Below are 22,117 nucleotides of genomic sequence, written 5' to 3'. Positions count from 1 at the left end.
AACATCGTATACAATTTCACCAGGGATTTTTAAACTTTTCTCCCAAGACCGTTGCTATATGGATTAAAAAAACATAAACTTTGCCAAACTCTGCTATATTTTTATTATCTTTGCACCCAAAAGAAACAAAAGACTAGACAAACAAGAAAATATGAGAATAAATAGATTTTTAATTACCCTTATCCTTTCACTTGTACTTGTTGATATCGCAGCATCAACAAGCATTAAGCATTTTACTGAAAGCGATGGACTACCTCAAAGCCTCATCACTTGCGTAATTCAGGACAGCAAGGGATACATATGGATCAGTTCATGGAATGGACTGAGTCGCTACGACGGATACTCCTTTTCTAATTTCAAGGCTCGCAAAGGAGACAACTGTCCACTTATCACCAATCGCATCTTCTTTATTCGCGAAACGACAGGAGGGAACATCCTGTGCAAATGTCCCAACGGATATTACCTGTTCAAGACCAATGAAAAGAAGTTTGTACCACTAAAAGGCAAAAAGACAGACAAGGGAGATCGTTTTCGCCCTACCACACAACAGAAAGCAACAATCATTTCCCTGCCAGAATACGAGGGCGAGGAAACCCACATTTTATATAAAGACAGACAAGGAGGCTACTGGATATACACCCATCGAGGTCTAGACAGGCTCACATTCAAGAAGGAAAAAGTGGGGCCCGTAAAGTGTAAAGATGATGGAGAAGAAGTAATACGCTCCATATTCCAGGACAAAGAAAAAAGAATCTTCATAGCCGACAAGAATGGCTTTGTCAGGATATATGCGCCAAAAGGTTCGCTAATAGGCTACCTGAAGAAAAATGGTAATATATCGAAAACAAGAATTCCGTTCGGAGCAAACGTATATTCCATGCTTCAAGACTCACACGGTATTCTATGGTTAGGCACAAAGCCCAACGGACTTTTCAGACTAAAAGAAACAAAAGACGGAAATTTCTCAGTAAAGTCATTTACCAAAAATGCCAGCCGTTACAGCATAAATAGCAACAGTATATATGCCATCAAAGAAGACCGACATGGCAGAATCCTCTTGGGAACATTCATGGGAGGTCTAAACATTATCAAGAATCCATGGAGCGAAAACCCCAAGTTCATCAACAGCAATAATGATATAGGACAATTTCCCAGCCAGGCAAAATGTATACACGACATGCTTTTAAGCCCAAGCGGCACCTTACTGCTTGCCACCAATGACGGTCTCTTCACCTACAATATAGATAGAAATCCGCAGAAGATTCGTTTCCTACAAAACAAACGAATACCTTCCAATCCGAAATCCATAAGCAATAATGAAGTGATGGCACTGCTACAATCAAGAAACGGGACGATATATGCAGCAACTTATGGCGGAGGCTTAAACATTATAGAAAAGGGAAACCTTTATGCAAACGACCTGAAATTTTCAACATTAACTACCGATAACGGTATGATGTCTGACGTGATACTCAATATGTGCGAGGACGCACAAGGTATGATATGGCTCGTATCAGAGCACTGTCTGATGAAATACAATCCCCAAAAAGAATCGTTCACCAACTATTCCGAGAGTCTTTTCAAGGGCGATTTCTCTTTCTCAGAAGTAAAGCCTCTGAATGTCTCAGAAAGCAAAACGATGCTTTTTGGTACCACACAAGGCATATTACCAATCAATGAACAGACGGTAAGGATAAGTAATTTCAAGCCAAAAATCCTTTTTGATACACCTCCACACATAGAGCTCTCACCTAAGGAGAAAAGTCTGAGCATTTCATTCGCAGCCATCGACCTCAACAAGAACGAGCCTATACAATATGCATATATGCTTGAGGGCGTAGATAGCCACTGGCTGTACACCACAGAGAACCGTATCAATCTCTCAAACATCCCAGCAGGAACATTCTGCCTGAAGATCAAATCGACTAACGGAGATGGAATCTGGTGCGACAATGAGGCATCTATAAGCATTCATCGCACCCCTTATTTCAATGAACGTCCCATAGCCTGGATGCTTTATGGAGGAGGCGTATTTATTACATTGCTCCTTGCATTCAAACTTTATTGGTACATACAACGACTGGAGAATGAAATCAAGACCCTAAAACTCTCTGCAGGCGAAAAGATGGAATACATCAAGATGAGAGTAGCCGACGTAATAGAGCGTAACGACAACTGTGAAAAAGAATCCATCATCTCGGATCCTGGCGAATCTTCTGCCTTCAGGACAGACGTAGAAAAGTTTATTCTCGACCATCTCTCCGACTCCGACCTGAATGTAGATACCATTGCCAGGGAAATGTGCATGAGCCGCTCAACCTTATATATTTTGATGAAGAAAGAGTTTGACTGTACGCCCAACAACTTCATCCTCAATATCCGACTGAACACGGCTCGCCAAATGCTTCTTGAAGAAAGGAATCTCAATGTATCAGAAATAGCCTATCGCTGCGGCTTCTCTGACCCCAAATATTTCAGCCGCTGCTTTAAGAAGATAATAGGAGTAACTCCATCAGAATTGAGAATGGATTAAAAGAACCAGGTACATGTCAACTGGCAGAATACAAAAAAGGAGGATGCAACAAATTTTTCATTATTTGAGCATCCTCCCTATCATAAACATAACCTACCTATAACTTTTTATATAAAGCCCAATTATAAGAATCATTGCCTATATTTGTTTCCGCCTTTTACCACAATACCATGATAACTGTTACCTACTCGTTGTCCTCCGAGATTATAACGAACATGGCTTCTATCAGAACATGGCTGCAGAGCTGATACATTAGCAATACCCGTAGTGCAGCCAACAAGCGTGATTTCCTCACCAGCCTGAGTAGGAATATCATAGAGATAAGTATCTTCAAGTCGTGTTGCAGGAATCTTACTCTTATCTTTCACGATAGGATCAGGCATACAATAAGGCTGCATCAACGGATTGTCATTATCGCCTTCTGCTGTTTTTAGAGAAGTTACGCCATTCTTGAGAAGAGGCGTTGCCGAACGCAAGCGAAGGTTTCCGCCAATGGTAGACTTTATTGTTACTCTTTCTACGTTACCATCTGTCCATTTTAAGTCAGTCACTATGAATCCACCACGTGAGCGTAGTCCCTTAACCTCACCGCCAGTTTTCCATTCAGTAGGCAAGGCAGGAAGGATATGCAGGAATCCTGCATGCGACTGTACAAGCATCTCTGCTATTGCAGCTGTAGCACCAAAGTTGCCATCAATCTGGAATGGTGGGTGAGCATCAAACATATTAGCATAAGAACCGCCATCCGAAGAGGCTATTGTTACATTAGGATCGAGCAAAACAAGCTGATTTTTAAGAATCTTCATGGCATGGTCGCCGTCAAGCATTCGGGCCCACATAGCCTCTTTCCATCCCATCGACCATCCACGGGCAGCATCACCACGTCCCACAAGACTTTTAAGAACAGCCTGATAGAGAGTAGGATTTTCGTAAGGAGAAACCTGATTGCCAGGATAGGCACCCCAAAGATGTGAAAGATGACGGTGGGATGACGTTTCCCTATCCCAATCTTCCTGCCATTCCTGCACCTGTCCGTATTTGCCGATTCTCCATGGAGTAATCTTTGCTTTCAATTCATCAAGTGCATCAGCAAAGGAGGCATCCTTATCAAGGGCACGGGCTGCAAGAGCCGTATTCTTCAATAGGTCATACACCATTTCATTATCCATTGCCACACCTCCGAAAAGAGCAATATTTGCTGTTTTACCATCACTCTTAGTAAAATTACCTATACCAGGATGGTTCTCTGGCGAATTGCTTGGACAAACCACCATGTACCCTGTCTCAGGATCTTTTACAAGAAAATCCTGATAGAACTCAGCAGCACCTTTCATCAAAGGATAAACCTCAGCGAGATATTGTTTATCACCAGAGAAGAGGTAACGCTCCCACAAATGTGAACAGAACCAGGCATTACACGTTGGCCATACTCCTACGGTTCCATTATCTACAGCACCCGTAGTACGCCAGATGTCGGTATTATGATGTAATGTCCATCCACGTGCACCATACATCTGCTTTGCCGTTTCAGCACCAGTCACACTAACATCTTTCACCATCTCTACAAATGGCTCGTGACATTCTGCAAGATTAGTAACCTCAGCAGGCCAATAATTCATCTCCACATTGATATTTGAGGTATACTTTGAATCCCAAGCAGGATATTGGCGTGCATCAGGATTCCATATTCCCTGCAAGTTGGCTGGCTGTGTTCCAGGCTGTGAAGAAGAGATAAGAAGATAACGGCCAAACTGGAAGTAGTTGGCTGCAAGCTGCGGATCGGATGTTTTATGGAATTCCTTGATGCGCAGCTCTGTATCCTTAGCCTCTTGTGCAGCATTGCCGTCAAGAGTAAGGTCTACACGGTCAAACTGCTGTTTGTACACCGCTTTATGGTCGGCAAGAGTGGTTGCATAATCCTTTCCGCTTGTCTCGTAATTCTGCAAATAAGCAAAAGCCGTTGCATCTGCATTGCCACTCACATCATTGTACTTCTTGAAGTTTGTAGCTTGTGATACAATGATAGTAGCATGTGTAGCTCCTGTAATTTTTAATCGGGGAGCTTTTGTTGCAGCTCCTATTGTGCCTTGACCGTAGATTGTTGTCTGGTCATTTTCGATTGTACCATCACAGTCAATCACACGAATATAGGTACAGAGATGAAGCTTGTTATCAACATTCTCACATTTGTCGCGAGCCGGACCCATCATTGCCTTGATGGTATGATTGTCGAACAGCTCGTTGGAAATAAGTTTCTCAATATTCGACTTATTGCTACCGGCGTATGCCACATTGAAATCGAGCTTTCCTGCCTGGTCTGCTTCAAGACGAACCACAGTAACATTATCCTTGAAAGAAGTGAATACCGTACGCTTATATCCTACATTCTTTACATGATATTCCACATTACTCGTAGCTGTATTCATATCAAGATAGCGCACATAGCCCTGTGCATCAGCAGCATTCTCGGTTTGTGTTCCTTCCATATCGTCGAAGCGCTGACCTGGGAAACCAATAAGCATCACACCTGCCGCACGGTAGCTTGCTCCATGTGAGCCTTGCGACATCCAGTTGTTTACAGCAAGATTCTGTACCGAAGCATAATCTTTACTGAGGATTCCTTGCTGTACTTGCTTCAACACACCTAGCGCATTGGCATTGTAGTTACTGTTAGGACCCTGATCCCAGAAGGTATCTTCGTTGAGCTGCAACGTGTCACATGCCACACTACCCGAATGCATGACTCCAAGACGGCCATTTCCCAATGGAAGTGCCTCTTCCCAATAGCCAGCTGGTCGGTTGTACCATAAATGATTCTTACTCTCAATAATAGGAGCTGCAATAGGATCGGTGTCGGCTGTAGTAAAACTGAACTTTACGGCTTCGCCACTCACATTGCCAGAAAGGTCTTTCACGGTATTGCCTGGCAACTCAAAGTTGTAGACACAACTCTTTTCAAGAGAAGAATAGGCAAAACGAAGACTGTTTCCATTTACAACCGGTGCTATAGCTATTGATTTATTTGATGCAGCGTTTGTCAGTTTTGCACAAGCACCTTCTGCCAGTTGTACACTCTCATTAAAATCAACCACTATGGTACCTTTTGTAGCCACATTGATTGAATTATCTGCGGGACGGCTTGTCTGAAACTTTGGAGCTTCATGGTCGTCGGCAAGAATATTCACATATTTCAGATTGTAGTTGCTGTTTTTCGTTGCTGTTGTAATGAGAATACGAACGATGACATTTTCCTTATTATCAGCATCAAGGTCATACTTCGCATCAACATAGGTATTCCAATGACTTCCACTTACATAGTCATCGAGAACCTTCCATGTGGAACCTCCATCTACGGAATAGACTACTCCAAAGGGGGTAGAACTGCTCGAGCCATCACCTATCGCGAAGTTGAGCTTTGCATTTTGAAGGCTGACAGTAGGGAAACTTACTTCAAAATACTGATCATGTTTCGAAGCGTTACCATAATCCGACTTAGATGTAAACTTATTGACAGACGCCGTATTGAGGCGCAACAGGTAACTGTCCTTACTCTGCTTCACCTCCCATTTTCCATCACTGGTCTTCAGCGTAAGCTTGTAATTATCCAAAACTCCATTACAAGTATTTGGCAAAAACACTGGTTGCTTAGTTTTCCAAGCTGTATTCGAAAGTGCCGTCCACCCACTTCCATCAGGGGTATAAGTTACCACACTCCCCTTACTCGAGGCTTCCCACCCTTGTGAGAATACCCATGATGCTACTACTGTTTGTCCTGCAACACATACCGACGGACAAGCAAGTATCAAGCCAAGCAATACCAGCATCATGCGACATAAATGTTTAGAAATTTTGTTCATGATTTGTTTTTAATGAATGTTTTAATTATTAATATTGACAATTCTCTTGTCTATACATTGAAAATCTGCCGCAAAAGTAGTGAAAATACATCTTCCAGGTGTGGATTATCATCTTTTCGAGGTGGATTATCATCCAAAAACACTATAAAAAGCCAAATCTGCAAAATTTTCCTCCTTCTAACTAACTATAAAAAAATATGGCAAGCTTACCACTTAAGCTTGCCATATTTTTCTTTATACCAAAGTTGCCAGCCATTCACCAGATTCTGCCATACTACATAGGCACCCGGTGCTACGGCAGCAAGAGGATTCAGGAAGGTGAGGGCGAGCCAGATACCCACTACCGTATTCTTCTGTCCCAACGCCTGACCGGCACTGATACTCGCACCGAAATGCCTGCCTACCGCCTTGCCGATGGCAAACTGGAGGAGACATACCATCAGCGGAACAAAGAGCAGCAGAAGCATCGTAACGCCCGATACCTCGGCATGAAGCATGTTGCGAACCGTTTCGCCCATCAGTATCGTAAGGTTGAAACACCACATATAAAAGCCCAAATCCTTTACATTCTTCACCTTATCCACCCATTTTGGAAGAAACCTGCGGCTCAGCAAGGCAAGCAGCAGAGGCACTACCAGCACGGTAGTAACATTGCGGAACACCATCGCACTCATCATGAGGAACGATACATCTGCCCCCTTCTCTACCATCGGAAAAAGACTCGGAATGATGATCATCGTAAAAATGTTGGCGATGACCGTATAGGTGGTCAGCGAACCGATACTGCCGCCCAACTTCTCCGTAACCACAGCCACGGCAGCTGCCGTTGGACAGATGAAGCAGATGAAGGCACCCTCGAGAATCAGTTTGGTGCTGTAATCAGAACCGAACTCGAAGATGAGCACTACCATCGCCAATGCTAGCGAGGTGCGGATGAGCTGGAGAATGCAATGCCAGCTCTTAGGCTTCATCTCCTTGATTTCTATCTTACAGAAAGTAACATAGAGCAGGGAGAACAGCACCACCGGCATCAGACTTACCAACCGCGGACCACAATAATCGCCAATGGGCACCAGGAAGGGCACATTGGCGAATATCAGGTAGCCCAATGCTCCCATAACCAGGGAGCAGGGCAATGAAAACTTTCTAAAAAATCTCCACAAAAACATTTCTGTTTAGTCTTTGTTGCTGCGCTTGCGCTTCAGGTGATCGAGCTCAATCTTACGCATACGCATGTTCTTTGGAGTTACCTCTACGTACTCGTCCTCACGGATATACTCCAGGCACTCCTCAAGGCTCATCACGGTCTTAGGAATCACGCGGGCCTTATCGTCAGAACCAGAAGCACGCACGTTGGTCAACTGCTTTGCCTTGGTTACGTTTACTACCAGGTCGTTGTCGTGAACATGCTCACCTACAACCTCGCCGCCGTAAACCTCCTCACCCGGATCGATGAAGAACTTACCACGATCCTGTAGCTTATCGATAGCGTAAGCAAAGGCAGTACCGGTTTCGAGCGCAATCATGCTACCATTAGAACGGCGGCTGATTTCACCCTTGTATGGCTGATACTCCTTGAAGCGGTGAGCCATGATAGCCTCGCCCTGAGAAGCGGTCAGCACGTTGGTACGCAGACCGATGATACCACGTGATGGGATATCAAACTCGATGTCTACACGCTCGCCCATGTTCAGCATAGAGGTCATATCACCCTTGCGGCGGGTAACCATATCAATCATCTTAGAGGCAAACTCCTCTGGTACGTTGATGGTCAACTCCTCTACAGGCTCGCACTTCACACCGTCAATCTCCTTGTAGATAACCTGAGGCTGACCTACCTGGAGCTCGTAGCCCTCGCGGCGCATGGTCTCGATGAGCACAGAGAGATGGAGCACACCACGACCTGATACAATCCACTTATCGGTAGAATCCTCGTAAGGCTGTACACGGAGAGCGAGGTTCTTCTCGAGTTCCTTGTTCAGGCGCTCCTGGATGTGGCGGGATGTACAGAACTTACCCTCCTTACCGAAGAATGGTGAATCGTTGATGGTGAAGAGCATACTCATGGTTGGCTCATCTACAGCGATTGGAGGCAGTGGCTCTGGGTTCTCGAAGTCGCAGATAGTATCACCAATCTCAAACTTCTCCAAGCCGACAACGGCACAGATATCGCCTGAATCTACATGATCGGTCTTCTTATGGCCCATACCCTCGAAGGTGTGGAGTTCCTTAATCTTGGTCTTCTCCTGAGTACCGTCGCGGTGGCAGATAGTAACGTTCATGCCGTCCTTCAATGTACCACGGTGAACACGACCTACGGCGATACGACCTGTATAAGAACTGTAGTCGAGTGATGTGATAAGGAGCTGTGGAGTACCCTCGAGCTGCTTAGGAGCTGGGATAACCTCAATAATCTTATCGAGCAGATAATCGATATTATCTGTTGGATGATTATAGTCCTCGCCCATCCAGCCGTTTTTGGCTGAACCGTAAACTACAGGGAAGTCGAGCTGGTCTTCTGTAGCATCGAGGTCGCACATCAGGTCGAACACCATCTCGTACACCTCTTCAGGGCGACAGTTTGGCTTATCTACCTTATTAACAACGACGATAGGCTTCAGTCCGAGCTGCAATGCCTTCTGGAGCACGAAACGGGTCTGAGGCATCGGACCCTCGAAAGCATCGACGAGGAGGAGGCATCCGTCTGCCATGTTGAGCACGCGCTCAACCTCACCACCGAAGTCAGAGTGTCCAGGAGTATCGAGGATATTAATCTTAGTACCTTTCCAGTTGATAGATACATTCTTTGAGAGGATGGTTATACCACGCTCGCGCTCCAAGTCGTTGGAATCGAGCACTTCGCCGCTGTTATCCTGGCCGTCGCGGAACAGCTTGCCGGCGAGCATCATCTTGTCGACCAATGTAGTCTTACCATGGTCAACGTGTGCAATAACTGCAATGTTTCTAATGTCTTGCATTTTAATTTTTACCTTAAATACTTAAATTTGGGTGCAAAATTACAAAAAAATCCCGAAAAGTTTGCATAATTCGGCAAAAAGTTGTATCTTTGCACCGCATTTTTAATGAAACCGCCGTGAGGAAGGTCTTAAGATGCGCAAAATTAAACATATTCATATTTTATTAAATTAAGTTTTTACAGCTATGTATTTAGACAAAGCAAAAAAAGAAGAGATCTTTAGCAAGTACGGAAAGTCTAACTCTGATACTGGTTCAGCTGAGAGCCAGATAGCATTGTTCTCATACCGTATTGCTCATTTGACGGAACATGTTAAGAAGAACCGTAAAGATTATACTACAACACGTGCGTTGACACAGCTTGTAGGAAAGCGTCGTGCATTGCTCGATTACTTGTATGATCGCGACATCAATCGCTATCGTGCTATCATCAAGGCCCTCGGTCTTCGTAAGTAATCAGCTTAGGCAGACACATTGCTTAACAGAACAAAGAATCCCATCGTTCGCAAGAGCGGTGGGATTTTTCTGTTATATGCCTCTATACCTTATTATATATATAAAAGATGTGAAATAACTTGGAGAAGAGAGAAACATTTACTATTTTTGCATAGTATTAAATCATTTTATTAACATATATAAGAACTGGATTATGAGAAAAAGAACGATTATCAAAATCTTGATGGCGTGCGGATTCTTACTTTCGCCCCTTACTTCATGGGCGGAACAGCAAGCCAAGATTACCATCAACATTTCGGGTACTCTCTATGAGTTTTATCTGGAAGACAAACCGGTCATCACCTTCCAGAATAATGTACTGGAGATAAAAAGCGACAAGAACACGGGTGTAACGGTAGATGCGAAGGATGTAGGTGACTTTAATTTCGTACCTTCTTCTACTACCGGTATCGAGAACATCGAAATGAACCCGAATGCTACTTTCGGCTCGAAGATTTCGGGACTCACTCCGGGCAGCAAGGTGATTGTGGCTACGGCTGACGGAAAGGTGATTCTGAGCCAGAACGTCAGCGAAAACGGTAAAGCCGAGGTTGACTTCACCCAGTTGCCTGCTGGTATCCTCGTCCTCAAAACTGAGAAAGGCGCTATTAAAATCAAGAACTAACTTTTAAAAAAAGAACGATTATGAAAAAGAATATACTTATTGCCATCATATTGTGTGTGTTTAATTCCGTAGCTGCCTTTGCGCAGACCGAAAAGGAATATAGTATGATTATCAGCCTTCAGAACGGCAGCACCGTTACCTTGGGGCATAACGACATCAAGAACATCACCTTCACAGGAGATAAGATCAATGCAGAAGGTAATGTGGTAACGACTATCGAGGAGCTCAAGAACATGATAATGGAGAACTATGTGCGCAATAAAGATCAGGAAGCAAAACTGGACATGCATGATGATTATCTCCGCAATTTGGAAGATGTTACCAAGTCTACCCAAGTTCGCAGCGAGGAGAATCTGAAAAGAACCGAAGAGAATCAGGCAAGAACAGTTTACCTGGAATCAACGATTAAGGATTTGCAGACAATGGTTCAAGATATGCAGGCAATGCTTGAGAAGCAGAATGCCAAAATTTCTGAATTGGAAAATAAGCTGAATGAGAAATAAATTTCCCCGCTTCACCAGAAGCAGCATATAAAGATAAAAAGACCTTAGCTTATTAAAAGCTCCCGGTGCCTGGTGCACTGGGGGCTTTTTGTCGGTTCTCGCAGCGCCATTATTACAAACCTGTTACATTCCTGCCTTTCACGTTAAAATCAATTAACTTTACCCTCAGATCTAACGCTATTCCAGATATTTTTCCTAATTTTGCGCCCACGTTTCTAACAGACGAAATAATTGTTAAGATTCAATGGTAAATACTAAATAGATTAAGGAAAAAAGAAAAATGGAACATGTTTTTACTGAATCGATGTTTTTGGTGGGATTCGTGATTTTCATCGCCGCCATACTCGTATTAGACATGCTGGTCATCGACCGAAAGGCACATGTGGTTTCTATCAAGGAAGCTGGTTCATGGACGGCTGTCTGGATTATTCTCGCTCTCGCCTTCGCCGTATTCATCTATTTTCATGGTGACATGGTGCACGGCATCGAGAACTTCAATGACCTGAAGCTGATAGCCTCGCGCTATGCTTCGCATCTCAAACTGGACCCGAACGACTATGAGGGAAGTCTGCAGCAATACCGACACTATATGACTATCTCCTACATATCGGGTTATCTGATAGAGAAGACGCTCTCGGTAGATAATCTCTTCGTGATGATGATGATTTTCACCTCGTTCGGAGTGGACAAGAAAGATTACCAGCACGTACTGAACTGGGGTATCCTGGGAGCCATCGTACTGCGCTTCGTCTTCATCTTTGCGGGTGCTGCGCTCATCAGCCGTTTCGCCTGGATATTGCTCATATTCGGAGGATTCCTGGTTTATAGCGGTGCCAAGATGTTCCTCAACAGAAACAAGAAGGAGGAAATCAATGCCCTGGAGCATCCGGTAGTGAAGTTCATGCAGAAGCGCCTGCATCTGGGTCCGCTGGTGATGACGGTGGTATTCATCGAGTTCTGCGACCTGATTTTCGCCTTCGACAGCATTCCGGCCGTTTTCTCGGTATCGCTCGATCCGTTCGTGGTGTTCTTCTCAAATATTTTCGCCATCCTGGGCTTGCGTGCCCTCTTCTTCCTGCTGGCAGCGATAGCAGATAAGTTCCGCTATCTGAAGGTGGGTGTGAGTGTGCTGCTGGTGTTCATCGGTGTGAAGATGCTCATCCACGATTTCTTCGAGATTGATGCAGTCAGTTCGCTGGTATTCATCATCCTCGTACTGCTCATCAGCATCGGGGCTTCGGTGGTGATTCCGCAGAAACAGGAAGCGTTGGAAAATACGAAATAAGCAAAACATTTGTAAAGGAGATTATCATCAGGTAATCTCCTTCCAGGAAAACATAAAAAGGGCGATTGCTATTCCCTACGCAAGGGATAAGCAATCGCCCTTATCTTTTATGAACTTAGTTTAGAAAGAAGAGCAAATGAATTTTTCACTCTTCCCTCTTCACTCAATTTACTTCCAAGGATTCTCTGTTGGGTAAGGCAGGCTAGCTGGCTGGTTGTAAGCGATATCCTTGATGCCGAGATACTTGAATACCTCGAACAAGGTCTTACCTACGTGAGAGAATGCTACGGCTCCGTGGTGTGGATAACCCTTCTGAATCAATACGTGACGATAGAAGCGGCCCATCTCGTTGATGGCGAAGATACCGATACCACCGAATGAACGGGTAGGAACATCGAGAACCTCACCCTCTGCGATGTAGCTGCGGAGATTGCCCTCAGAATCGCACTGCAGACGGTAGAATGTGATGTCAGAAGCTGCGATATCACCCTCCAAAGTACCACGGGTGAAGTCTGGTTTACCACCATTCTCCAACAAGCGGTTCTGGATGAGCTGATACTTGATCTTACGGCTTGAGCACATCTTGCACTGTGGAGTGTTACCGCAGTGGAAGCCCATGAAGGTATCAGTCAACTTATAGTCGTACTTGCCCTTGATGTCCTCATCATAGATATACTGAGGAACTGAGTTGTTGATATCGAGCAATGTAACGGTATCGTCAGAAGCACACATACCGATGTACTCAGAGAGCGCACCATAGATATCTACCTCGCAAGCTACAGGAATGCCGCGGCTAACGAGACGGCTGTTTACATAGCAAGGCTCGAAACCGAACTGGCTTGGGAATGCAGGCCAGCACTTGTCAGCGAATGCTACATACTGGCGAGAACCCTTGTGAGCCTCTGCCCAGTCGAGCAATGTCAACTCAAACTGTGCCATTCTGCGGCTGAGGTCAGGATAGTAGCAGCCTTCGCCCATCTCCTTGGCCATATCAGCGCAAACCTCATCGATACGTGGGTCGTTCTCGTGCTCCTTGTAAGCTACGAGAAGGTCGAGCTCAGAGTTCTCCTCAATCTCAACACCGAGTTCGTACAAGCCCTTGATAGGAGCGTTGCAAGCGAAGAAGTCCTGTGGACGTGGACCGAAGGTGATAATCTTCAAGCCCTTCAAACCGATGATAACGCGAGCTACTGGTACGAAGTCCTGAATCATCTTAGCTACGTCCTCTGCTGTACCTACAGGATACTCAGGGATGTAACCCTTCAGGTGGCGCATGCCAAGATTGTAAGAGCAGTTGAGCATACCGCAGTAAGCGTCGCCACGACCATTGATCATGTCGCCGTCACCCTCTGCAGCTGCAACAAACATGCAAGGACCATCGAAGTTCTTTGCAATCAAAGTCTCAGGAGTCTCAGGACCGAAGTTACCGAGGAATACAACCAAAGCGTTGCAGCCCTGCTCTTTCACTTCGCCCAAAGCCTTGAGCATATCTTTCTCGTTCTCAACTGTAGTCTGGCAGTTGAAAATTTCACCCTTGTACTCTTTTACGATGTTCTCACGGCGCTGAGTAGAAAGCGCGATTGGAAAACAGTCACGGCTAACGGCAATAATACCGAGCTTTACTTGTGGAATGTTGTTGCTTACCATAATTAGTTTATTACTTAAGTTTTTGTATAAATTCTTATATTTATTGTTTATTATTTGATTTTTTCGAGTTTGTTCGGTTGACAATTATTCATTGTTCCGAGCACAAAGGTACAAATATATTTTGTATCACCAAGCGTTTTAAGGAATTTTTAATTCAAAAAAATGGCGCAAAACCGAAATTCTGCGCCAAATGTAACATATGATAAAGTTCTTGATACATTTCATACATGTTTCTGTTATCATCTGATACCCTTTTTCTGCCTTAACATCTTCTTTAATATCTTCGCAGCGGGCGGTACCGGATGGTATAAATCTGATTGAAGTACTCCTTCCAGGCGTTCGGCTCCTTGTCATCATCACGCACGATGCGGATGCCATAGAATCGGGTACCCGTCTCCTTGTATTCCCGGAATCGGGACAACTGCTGCTGTGGTGGATCGGGAATCAGGAAGTCGGTTATCCAAAGCACATCGGCATTCACGTAATGAAGACCGTCGTTGTCGAGAAGTTCGAACATCTGGTTCATCATCTTCTTTGCCGAAGTTCCGCCGCCGATAAATGGAAGGTGGGTTGTCGTTGGCTGGCGACGGATGCCCCGTCCGGTATGCGCCTGTCCGTCTCCGTCGGACGGAACTGCATCTGCTTCGGCTGATTCCATCATAGTGATTCCGATTCTCTTCAACCGCTCTGCCTTCCGCTTCGCCATCAGGTCGATGGCACGGGTACTGATGGAGAAATCTATCAGGAAGCAGTCTCGCTCCAAATCTTCTGCCGTCTCTTCCAGCAGAGAGATGAGTGTTGAGGATATCCTTTCAGGCGTGCCATACATACTGGCTGAGGTGTCCAGGCAGACAATCATCGGACCCTTGCGGGAGGCGTGGGTAAAGCCGAGTTTGCGGGATGGTTTCGACATTTCGCTCTTATAACGGAAGGTCTGGAGTCTTCGCGTGCGATACTTATATATAAAGAGTCCCTCCATATCCTCGTCACTGTACTGTGCCAGTTCGAGCGGGAGAAGGGAGTTGAGATCATCGCCCACGGTAATGCCCTCGATATCGCTACCTGCAGAATGCTCCATCTTCATCTCTACGCCCGATGCGATGGTGAGCCGGTCTTTGCCGTTGGCATCGGCTACTCGTCCCATCTTTGCCACAATTTCCTTGATTTCGGGGTATTTATCCTGAATCTTCACCTGGTTCAGACGGCGTTCAAACTCCGTTTCAGTCCATCCGTTCGTCATCAGTTCCCAGGCTTGTACGGCGCGCTGTTCCGAAACGCCCTTCGTCTTCATGTTGCGGGTTATCTGGTCCATCATGCGCACCAGTCCTGTTTCGAAGTTGTTCTGACGGAGCGAGATAAAGTCCTTCAGCTTGTTCAATACCTGATGTTCGATGCAGACCTTCCAGTCTCTTACCAGCCGTTCCCAGTTTTCGGGTTTCGAAGCCCCGTCTCCAGTCATCAGTTTAAGGAAGAAAGGTTTATCGAACCCATCTTCAGCATGTTCCTGTTCCAGCTGGTCGAGCAAAGGGAGCCACACCTGTTCATCCATCCGCTTGAAGGGAGCCCAATCGAGCACATCATCTGCCCGATGACTCTCGGTCCAGGCACGCTGGCGCTGGAATCGCATGTGATGGACGCATTCCACGATAAACTTTCCCACACTATCATAGAAAACCTTGCTCTTGATTTTGCTGTTCACCACCTGGCGCACGAATTTCTGCACTTCCTCGCCAGTTTCTGCTATGGTTACTTTCAGGGTAAAGAGATGAATGAGATAATCCTTCAGCGGGTCTTCCTTCAAATTCCAAGGCATGGCGGTGCCTGTCGGTTCAGGTATCTTCACCTGCCCCGACTTGCAGAAGTCTTCCAGCATTTTCAGATAATACTGCGCCTCCGCCAAGTCCTTGTTATTCTGGTATTTCATCTTAATTTTTCTATCAAGTTTACTTTTTTCAAGTTTTTTATTTTGACTTAAAAGATAATTCTTGAAAATAAGATTCTTTATCCCTTCTCCATCAGATATTCTGCGAAAATTCTTGCAGCACTCTCTACTTTGGCAGCGCAAGGACGAGACTTGTAGTATTCTGCCGTTCTTGCCGAAGCCACATAGCTGGACTGCACCTTCTCATGGCCCTTCAAGCCCAGAATCTCGGCACAGATGATGCTGCCGTTCTGTTCCTTCGATTTAGCAAGCAAATTCTGCACCACCTTATAGCATGCCGACTTGCCCTCACGGTCATCCCCCTCGGTCTGTCCGCAATCCAAGCCAACGAGCACCACGATGCCCGAAACAGCACCGCACATCATTCTCATTCTGCCTACTCCACCACCGAAGCCGGCACCAATGCGCTTCGCCATCTCATCATCAAGACCATATAAATCGGCAAAGGCAGCCACTACCGACTGGCAGCAGCCATAGCCCTGCATAAAGTTATCCACAGCCTGGTGAACACGCGCCTCCAACTCTGGAGTCAATATTTTCTGTTCATTCATCATGTTTAGATTCTTCTATATATAATAATGTAATAGGAGGCGATTAAACCTCATAGAGTTTCATCGTATCCTGACGGGTAAATGCCAACTCCTTATAGAAATCACGGAGATAAGCCGATATTTCCGCCTTATCATCAGCTGATGCGAAGAGATTCTCGCCCAACTGCTTTTCCAGCGAGCTCAAGCCATCCGAAAGAGCTTCTATCTCCCCCTCGTAATCCCTGCCATCCTCCGGATTCCTGCGGACACGATGATATTTGATGTCCTCAGCAAGTGCATTCTTCATCTCCACGAGTTTGTCTGCAAAAGGAGAAAAGAGGGCACGGATTACGATGTTTCGGATAGCATCCCGCTCTTCCGGCTCCTGCCACAGACAATGGTAGATAGGAAGCAAATCGCAGATATCCACCTCTTCCCTATCCTGCATGAAGGCAGAAGTGCGAAGCAAGCGGACGATATTCTTCCATCTTCGGTCACTCACATAGATGTTTCTGCGCTCGGCAGCCTCATCCACATTCACGGCTCTCAGAGATTTACGGATAGCGGAAATTGCATCGAGCACCTCGATTTTCACGCCAATCTTATCGATACGCTCCGTCCATTCAGCATACTCCTCAGCAGTAATCTTCAAATCAGAAAAATCTGCATTATCTGCGAAATCTGCGTGACCTAATCCCCCTGTAAAACCAGAGAAATCTGTGGAATCTGTGAAATCTGTGGGACCTAAGAAATCTGCGTGAGAATCCAAGAGCATCGCCCGGAAATTCTTCTCCAGTTTTATCGGTCTACTCTCTATTCTGATGACGAATCGGTCCCAGAGCGCCTCCAGTCCTTCTCCCTTAGCCGGCAACTCATTGCTTGCAGCCACGAGAAGTTTCAGAGGAAGATGCATTTCCCGATTGCCGTTACGGAAGATTTTCTCGTTAATCACCGTAAGGAGCGTGTTCTGGATAGCAGGACCCGCCTTCCAGATTTCATCCAGGAAAACCACATCGGCAGTAGGCAGATAACCCTCCACCGCACGCTCGTAAGTATCCGAAGTCTTCAGTTTCTGAATGCTCACCGGACCGAAAATTTCATCGGGTGTAGAGAATCGCGACATCAGATACTCAAAGCTCTGAGCCCCCCTGAATGCCGTCTTCAACTGTCTGGCCACCATACTCTTTGCCACACCCGGAGGTCCCAGCAGGATGATACTCTCACCTGCCAGAGCAGCCAGGAGCGAGAGCGATATCTCCGTCTCCTTCTCATAAATGCCCCGGTTCATCTCCTGGAGCAAGAGTTTGAATCTTTCAATCATATTCTTACTTTCCTTTTCAGAATCGTATAAAGACGAAAAGAAGTTAAGAGATAAAATTCATTATCCCTTAACTTCCTCATATTCTTTTATATAAATAAGGTATGGCTTACTTTACGTTGCCCACCTTAATCAAGTACTCAGCAATCTGAACTGCGTTCAGGGCAGCACCCTTACGAATCTGGTCGCCAGTCAACCACAATGTGTTACCATTGTCATCAGCCAAATCCTTGCGGATACGACCTACATATACATCGTCCTTACCGGCACTCTCCAATGGCATTGGATAAACGTAGTTCTGGGCATCATCCTTTACGGTTACGCCTGGAGCAGCCTCCAAAGCCTTGCGGATGTCCTCTACTGCCAATGGCTTCTCTGTCTCGAACCAAACACTCTCTGAGTGAGAACGGAGTGAAGAAACGCGAACGCAGGTAGCACTGGTGCGAACATCAGAGTGCATAATCTTGCGGGTCTCGTTATACATCTTCATCTCCTCCTTGGTGTAATCGTTAGGAGTCATCTTGTCAATCTGTGGAATGACATTGTATGCCAACTGATGAGGGAACTTATTGATATGCTCAGTCTTACCTGTCTCGATGATATCCTTATACTGCTGCTCAAGTTCAGCCATGGCAGCAGCACCAGCACCTGAAGCACTCTGATAAGAAGAGATATGAATCTTCTTGATATGGCTCAAGTTATCGATAGGCTTCAACACTACTACCATCATGATGGTGGTACAGTTAGGGTTGGCGATGATGTTGCGAGGGCGGTTCAGGGCATCCTCAGCATTTACCTCAGGCACAACCAGAGGCACGTCGTCGCACATACGGAATGCGCTAGAGTTATCAATCATCACGGCACCATACTTGGTGATAGTCTCGGCAAACTCCTCAGAAGTGCCGCCACCAGCAGATGTGAAAGCAATATCGACATCTTTAAAGTCATCGTTATGCTGCAAAAGTTTGACCTCATAGTCCTTTCCCTTGAAGTTGTATTTTCGTCCGGCAGAACGCTCAGAACCAAACAACACCAAATCATCCATAGGGAAATTTCTCTCAGCAAGGATACGCAGGAATTCCTGTCCTACTGCGCCACTTGCACCAACAATTGCTACTTTCATAATCGAATCTTTTAATTTATAAAGTTGTTATAAGTGTAAACTGTGGAAGAGAAAGCCAGCCTCCTTATTATCTTCATGATTTCTCATCTTTCTGATAGCTTCCTGATTCCTCATTTTATGATAGCTTCATGATTTCTCATTTTCTGATAGCCGGAAACTGCTTATTTTCTCAAATCCGCTGCAAAGTTAAGACTTTTTCTACAATATCAAGCATAAATTCCCAAAAATTATTGCTTTTTGCTGCAAATTTATCATTTCTGCTTACTTTTCTGCAAGAATATGCAAGAATTTGGAGAAAAATACTATTATAATATAGGTGTACCTATCTCGGTGACGCCCGAAGAGAACATTCAGACTATCATTAATCTTCTACCTTCCAATCCTTGATGGTATGCGTCTCCACATCAAAGTTGATGCCTACCTTCACGATTGGAAGACCGCAGAGGGCGAAACGCTTCGCATACTCCTTCAAGTCTATCTGTTTCATTGCCACATCAGCACTTTGGTTCAGTTTCAATTCAAAGAGGTAGAGATGGGTGGCAGTACGGAGCACCATATCGACACGTCCCTTTGGCGTGTGAACCTCTACATCCACATAATTGTCGAGGATGGAGAAGATGACATACATCATCTGCTGATAATGCCCCTCATAATCCGTATTGTCGCAATAAGGAATCGTGCCGAGATAAGTCTGGAGCATTTCCAGAGCCTCATCTATCTTGTTATGACGAATGGCAGCAGACATCTTGGCGATTGTGGTGGTACCCTTCACCGTATTCATACCTATATAATAAGGTAAAAGACTACGATACAAACCCACACGAATCTCCTTGTTCGGTATGTCTAAGAGATAGAGTTCCGTCTCTGGGTCATAGCCCTTGATGGTGATGTAGCCACTCTGATAGAGCAACGGCATGATGGTGGTCATCTTCTCGGTTGGAGCATCAAACTCCGACTTATCTGCCTCGCTGCCACCTATCTCAGATGGCATCACCTGGAACTTGTTGAGCATGTTGATCAAGTAAGTAGGTGTACCAGAGGCAAACCAATAGTAATCCAAATTGCCATTTGTCATGGCATTGAGCAAGCTGAATGGATTGAATACATCAGGAGATTCACTCGCAAAATGATAACCATCATAATATTCCCCGAGAGCCGCCAACGTCTCTTTTCTTGTCTTGCCCAACTTCTCGCCCAAAGCATCAATATCTGCGGACATTTGGGTCTCCAGTTCTTCCTTGGTGATACCACAAATTCCCGCATACTGAGGCAGCATGCTCACATTCGTGATGTTATTCAGTTCACTAAAGATGCTCATCTGCGAGAACTTGGTGATACCGGTCAAGAAGACAAAGCGGAGATAAGGTTCGCACATTTTCAATGGACTATAGAAATTGCGCATAACATTGCGAAGAACCTGCAAGGAAGTATCCTCGTGTACTACATCCAACAAAGGAGCATCATACTCATCGATGAGCACAACCACTTGCTTGCCTGTCTTTCGATAAGCAGTCAGAATCAAATCGGTCAGACGATTATTTGCTCCATTCTGAGGTGTTGTAATACCATACGTAGCCTCTTTATTAGCCAATTGATAGCCCAAATAATCTTCCAGCTCCTTCTTTTCCAGATGCTTGCCACCCGACATATCAAAATGCAACACAGGATATTCCGTCCACTCCTGCTCCAGTTTTTCGATGGCAAGCCCTTTAAACAAATCCTTCTTACCCCCGAAATAACTTTGAAAAGTTGAAGTCAATAATGACTTACCAAAACGGCGTGGTCGGCTCAAGAAGAAATAACATCCACCAGAATGCGTCATTCTGTAAATGTATTCCGTCTTATCAACATAGAGCTTATCTTCTTTTCGAATTCGCTCAAAAGTTTGGATTCCCACAGGGTATAATTTCAATGCAGCCATCTTACAATATGCTTTAAGTACTTATATCTGGGGACAAAGATACAAAAAAATATTCATAGCTGCAAAGAAATCCCCATTTTGTTTGCGATATCTAACAAAAAACGTAAACAACATACCATCATCCCTTGGATTATATTCAAAAGCGGATACTCGGTTCATTCCAGCCAAGTTCCAGCTTCACGGCAAAGTGGAGCGCCGTGCTCTGGCAAGAACTCCGATGAACGCCAATGCCACTACGAACAATACAGAAATAATACATTTCTTAGTCATGATTGATAAAATTTAAATTCAACTTTTAATATCCAAGACTCAATCCTATCCTTATAGCAGGGTAAAAATCCCGAGTGCAAAAGTAGAAAAAAATAAGCAAGTAATGATGCTATACATACGTGGATTGTATCAAATACTCGCTTATGTGTATGAAATCATCAATGCCTATAGCATCAAATCCTTGATGGTTGTACCATTCATGAATCTGCTTAAATCTACCCTTTCTCCAATACCATGCAAATGTCCGGTTTCTGAATACTGCCAGATATTGCACTTTCCTCTGCCGTCGATAGAGGGTTGTCGGGAGTTATAATTGGCGATGAAGAGATAATAGCGATTGAACTTCGACCCCATCTCCTTATTATAGAAGCTCTCGTTGCTATAGATGACAGGATACTTGCCATAGTGTTTCTTCACTAAATCAGCAAACGCTTGTATGCTATCCTGCAGCTGTCGTCCCTTCCATCTTCCCTGGATGCCTTTCTCCTCCACATCCAATACAGGAATCAAGTCCTGCTCACTTTTCTTCACCATCTTTTGGAAATCCCGGAACTGAGCAGTTACTGAAGAGCCGGCAGACATCAGATGATAAGATCCTACCTTCAACCCATATTTACGAGCCAGTCTGATATTTCGGCGATAATGTCGATCCGCATATCCCTTACCATGTGTAGCTCTGATATAAACGAACTTGATTCGCTTATTCTTCGCTATTTCCTTCCACTTGATAACTCCATTGTGTTTCGAAACATCAATGCCGTCATATCCGCCACGAGTATAAGGTTGCCCTTTCAATCTATCAACGAACACATCAGAATAAGATGAAGCGATGCCCACCCATCGCTTCACCTTATATGGCGACACCACATACATGATTCCCAGACCAATACCAGCCAAAACGACCAGGCTGCCTAAGGAAACCAAAGTATATTTCAATCCTTTCTTCATTACATTTTATCTTTTAGTTGTCTTCAGGGGGCAAAGATAATGAATTTATTTGAAACAGCATAGAAAGTTGGGGGATAAATGTATGAAATGGGGGAGGTCGTCCGAAAACTTAATTAGGGAAGCAAACAACTGAATTGAGCATTT

At 44.9% G+C, this 22,117-nt stretch carries 15 protein-coding genes; 5 read left to right on the top strand and 10 right to left on the bottom strand.

The features are described 5' to 3' along the window. Positions 1 to 151: 151 nt before the first annotated feature. Positions 152 to 2,533 carry an AraC family transcriptional regulator gene (locus KSW37_RS10530; protein WP_217743467.1) on the top strand — a complete coding sequence of 794 codons (2,382 nt, stop codon included), beginning with the start codon at positions 152 to 154 and terminating at the stop codon, positions 2,531 to 2,533. A gap of 131 nt (positions 2,534 to 2,664) precedes the next feature. On the opposite strand, the gene KSW37_RS10525 is transcribed toward KSW37_RS10530, so the two are convergent. The 3 genes from KSW37_RS10525 to typA all read right to left on the bottom strand — a co-directional run bounded on the left by KSW37_RS10525 (position 2,665) and on the right by typA (position 9,368). Continuing rightward, on the bottom strand, positions 2,665 to 6,360 hold the full coding sequence (locus KSW37_RS10525; protein ID WP_217314424.1) for a glycosyl hydrolase family 95 catalytic domain-containing protein: 3,696 nt from the start codon (positions 6,358 to 6,360) through the stop codon (positions 2,665 to 2,667). Between the two features lie 236 nt (positions 6,361 to 6,596). After that, complete coding sequence (locus tag KSW37_RS10520) at positions 6,597 to 7,508, bottom strand: transporter (RefSeq protein ID WP_437183422.1); 912 nt, start codon at positions 7,506 to 7,508, stop codon at positions 6,597 to 6,599. 57 nt (positions 7,509 to 7,565) lie between these two features. After that, the gene (gene typA / locus KSW37_RS10515) at positions 7,566 to 9,368 is read right to left on the bottom strand and encodes a translational GTPase TypA (RefSeq protein WP_022122064.1); all 1,803 of its coding nucleotides are present in this window, start codon (positions 9,366 to 9,368) and stop codon (positions 7,566 to 7,568) included. Positions 9,369 to 9,552: 184 nt separating this feature from the next. Here typA and rpsO point away from each other — a divergent pair, with 184 nt between their 5' ends. The 4 genes from rpsO to KSW37_RS10495 all read left to right on the top strand — a co-directional run bounded on the left by rpsO (position 9,553) and on the right by KSW37_RS10495 (position 12,274). Next, a complete protein-coding gene (gene rpsO, locus KSW37_RS10510) occupies positions 9,553 to 9,822 on the top strand; it encodes a 30S ribosomal protein S15 (protein WP_022122065.1) in 270 nt (89 codons plus the stop codon). Between the two features lie 193 nt (positions 9,823 to 10,015). Continuing rightward, entirely contained in the window at positions 10,016 to 10,486 is a 471-nt protein-coding gene (locus KSW37_RS10505; protein ID WP_217743465.1) for a hypothetical protein, read from the top strand. 20 nt (positions 10,487 to 10,506) lie between these two features. Then, the gene (locus KSW37_RS10500) at positions 10,507 to 10,989 is read left to right on the top strand and encodes a hypothetical protein (RefSeq protein ID WP_217314421.1); all 483 of its coding nucleotides are present in this window, start codon (positions 10,507 to 10,509) and stop codon (positions 10,987 to 10,989) included. A 280-nt stretch (positions 10,990 to 11,269) separates the two neighbouring features. Then, positions 11,270 to 12,274, top strand: coding sequence for a TerC family protein (locus tag KSW37_RS10495; RefSeq protein ID WP_217314420.1), 1,005 nt, complete (start codon positions 11,270 to 11,272; stop codon positions 12,272 to 12,274). A 168-nt stretch (positions 12,275 to 12,442) separates the two neighbouring features. On the opposite strand, the gene KSW37_RS10490 is transcribed toward KSW37_RS10495, so the two are convergent. The 7 genes from KSW37_RS10490 to KSW37_RS10460 all read right to left on the bottom strand — a co-directional run bounded on the left by KSW37_RS10490 (position 12,443) and on the right by KSW37_RS10460 (position 21,973). Continuing rightward, a complete protein-coding gene (locus tag KSW37_RS10490; RefSeq protein ID WP_117728117.1) occupies positions 12,443 to 13,921 on the bottom strand; it encodes an L-fucose/L-arabinose isomerase family protein in 1,479 nt (492 codons plus the stop codon). Positions 13,922 to 14,195: 274 nt separating this feature from the next. Further along, positions 14,196 to 15,845, bottom strand: coding sequence for a vWA domain-containing protein (locus tag KSW37_RS10485; protein WP_217314419.1), 1,650 nt, complete (start codon positions 15,843 to 15,845; stop codon positions 14,196 to 14,198). A gap of 77 nt (positions 15,846 to 15,922) precedes the next feature. Next, on the bottom strand, positions 15,923 to 16,417 hold the full coding sequence (locus KSW37_RS10480) for a C-GCAxxG-C-C family protein (protein WP_254368620.1): 495 nt from the start codon (positions 16,415 to 16,417) through the stop codon (positions 15,923 to 15,925). Positions 16,418 to 16,457: 40 nt separating this feature from the next. Next, the gene (locus KSW37_RS10475; protein WP_217314418.1) at positions 16,458 to 17,714 is read right to left on the bottom strand and encodes an AAA family ATPase; all 1,257 of its coding nucleotides are present in this window, start codon (positions 17,712 to 17,714) and stop codon (positions 16,458 to 16,460) included. A gap of 106 nt (positions 17,715 to 17,820) precedes the next feature. Beyond that, positions 17,821 to 18,834: an aspartate-semialdehyde dehydrogenase gene (locus KSW37_RS10470; protein ID WP_006848280.1), complete on the bottom strand. Its 1,014-nt coding sequence runs from the start codon at positions 18,832 to 18,834 to the stop codon at positions 17,821 to 17,823. 361 nt (positions 18,835 to 19,195) lie between these two features. Beyond that, positions 19,196 to 20,755 (bottom strand): ATP-binding protein, encoded by a 1,560-nt coding sequence (locus KSW37_RS10465; protein WP_217314417.1) that lies wholly within the window; start codon positions 20,753 to 20,755, stop codon positions 19,196 to 19,198. Positions 20,756 to 21,190: 435 nt separating this feature from the next. After that, positions 21,191 to 21,973 (bottom strand): glycoside hydrolase family 25 protein, encoded by a 783-nt coding sequence (locus KSW37_RS10460; RefSeq protein WP_217314416.1) that lies wholly within the window; start codon positions 21,971 to 21,973, stop codon positions 21,191 to 21,193. Positions 21,974 to 22,117: the final 144 nt, after the last annotated feature.

Source organism: Segatella copri (genome assembly GCF_019127135.1).
Taxonomy (GTDB): domain Bacteria; phylum Bacteroidota; class Bacteroidia; order Bacteroidales; family Bacteroidaceae; genus Prevotella.
Note: the sequence above shows the minus strand (reverse complement) of the source record. Positions and strands in the feature narration are given on the sequence as shown.